The 1,192-nt window shown below is 47.1% G+C and carries 1 protein-coding gene; it reads left to right on the top strand.

The features are described from left to right. Nucleotides 1-277: 277 nt before the first annotated feature. A partial coding sequence (locus tag R7Q38_RS24005; protein WP_318114565.1) for a pullulanase-associated domain-containing protein occupies nt 278-1,192 on the top strand: 915 nt, incomplete at its 3' end.

Below are 1,192 nucleotides of genomic sequence, written 5' to 3'. Positions count from 1 at the left end.
ATAAAAATTTACATTTTGATGGTGTGCGGAATATCTCACTATGCGACCGTTTTATTATTTATTTTGTGAACAAAATCGACTGTGACAGAAAATTTTTACTTGTAAAAAACTTAACAGCCTGCTCTCACATTTTGCTGATGATTCAGTGTATTAGCATCTAGTTGAACATTTCCTTTTCGGCATCTTGCCCCAAATAGGGCGTGTAGCGCTTCGAGCTTTAGAGCCACGAAATACCGCACGTCCGTTATATCAATTCAATAACAATGGATTTGTAAACGTGGACAATAAAACATTCAAATTATCAACGATTGCCAAAACCGTACTGCCTTTGATTTCCATCGCGGTCATCAGCGGTTGTGGCAGCGATAGCACAAGCGACGACACCACGAACCCAGGCTCTGGCCTATACCCTGCGGGAGAGAACGAGGTTGTCATTTACTACAAGCGCGATATTGCATCCGCATCAACGGCAAGCGACTACGAAGGTTGGGGCTTGCACTTGTGGAACGGCGAAGGCTGTACCAGCACCGACTTAGAAGCCATGGGTATTGCTGGCACAGGTACGGACTGGTCTGCACCGCGTCCATTCGACGGCATCAACGACACCTACGGCGCTTACTACGTACTGAAAGTGAACCCAGATGCGTCTGATCCGCACGAATGTATGAACTTCATTCTGCACAAAGGCGATGAGAAAGCCTTCGGTAGCTCGAACTCAAAAGTGGAGTTGACCAAAATTGGCGAATCTAAAGGTCTATTTGGCTTCCACGGCAGCAGCGAGCTTTACTACGAACCAATCGAAGAACGTCCAGTCGATATTGATGGTCAAAAAGCGCATTGGTTAGATGCCAACACTATCGCATGGGAAGCAGCAGCCAATGCTGATTCCATGAAACTGTTCTACAGCTTGACCAACGACATCAAAATGGATGAAGACGAGCAAATCTCTGGCGGTACAGCTGTTGAGCTGACCAAAGCGGGCGATTTGTCTGACGGTCTTAAATCTCGTTTCCGCCACCTTGCAAGCCTTCAAGCCGCTGGCATTGATGTGGACGATGCAACCCTACGTACGATTCTGAAATCACAAATCGTCATGGTGGCTTACAACGCAAATGGCGACGTTATTTCTGCAACTGAAGTGCAAAAGCCGGGCGTTTTGGATGCGGTGTTTGCCGACTCCAAGGCAGGTAAC

The organism is Vibrio sp. Vb0598 (assembly GCF_033338935.1).
Taxonomy (GTDB): domain Bacteria; phylum Pseudomonadota; class Gammaproteobacteria; order Enterobacterales; family Vibrionaceae; genus Vibrio; species Vibrio alginolyticus.
Note: the sequence above shows the minus strand (reverse complement) of the source record. Positions and strands in the feature narration are given on the sequence as shown.